Source organism: Vibrio sp. M260118 (assembly GCF_036533755.1).
GTDB lineage: Bacteria > Pseudomonadota > Gammaproteobacteria > Enterobacterales > Vibrionaceae > Vibrio.
In genome coordinates, this window is sequence record NZ_JATABG010000646.1 from 1 (window position 1) to 878 (window position 878).

The 878-nt window shown below is 43.7% G+C and carries 1 protein-coding gene; it reads right to left on the reverse strand.

Annotated elements, in window-relative coordinates; genetic code table 11:
- Positions 1-653 (reverse strand): manganese-dependent inorganic pyrophosphatase (locus QTO00_RS20255; RefSeq protein ID WP_331426351.1); only part of this gene is annotated, 653 nt, incomplete at its 3' end.
- Between the last annotated feature and the right edge of the window lie 225 nt (positions 654-878).

The window sequence follows — 878 nt, forward strand, 5'->3', positions numbered from 1 at the left end:
AGTTCAACCTGACCAACAACAACATCACGACCGTTGAATGGGTAACCTTTAAGGTCTTTCTCTACAAGTTCAGCCGCAGATAAGCCTTCGATGTTAGTTTTTGCAATCAGAAGATCTTTGATGAACGCATCTACATCAGCAACATCAGCGATCTTCGCTAGCTCTTCAACTGCATCTTTGTCTTTTTGCGTACAAGTCGGAGACGCAAAACCTACAGTGTCAGATAGGATAGCTGACATCATCAGTTTAGCGATTTGAGGGGTGATTTCATGACCTTCAATCTTGAACATGTTGAATAGTACTGTGTTAGTACAGCCAACAGGCCAGATCCAAGCTTCCATCGGGTTTACTGTCATCACATCGCCTAGACGGTGGTGGTCAACAATACCTAGGATTTCTGCGTCAGCCACATCGTCTGGTGCTTGAGCTAGATCTGAGTAGTCTACTAACCAGATTTTCTCACCTGCAACTGAAGTGCGTAGCTCTGGTACACCAGCACCCGCCACTTCCAAAATGTGTTGAGTTTCACGGTTAATTTCACCTTGGCGAATTGGCATAGCTTCAACGCCACGTGCTTTAAGTAGTTCAGTGGCTACTAGTGCGCTACAGATACTATCGCTATCAGGGTTCTTGTGACCTACTACTAGAATCATCTTTTTTCCTATCTGACTAAATTTCTTCCCAACGTGGGGCTATCACTCACGAGCCGCACATTTTACCGGAATTTGATGATTTGTCATCGGTTGGATAACGAATATTTCGTCATAAACCATGACAAATACGCCTTTCTGAGGCCATCTTATACTTAAGTCTAGCACCGTTCCGCTTAGGTTTCTTATAATTAAGACAGTCATGTTCGTTTGATCCATACTGCATTC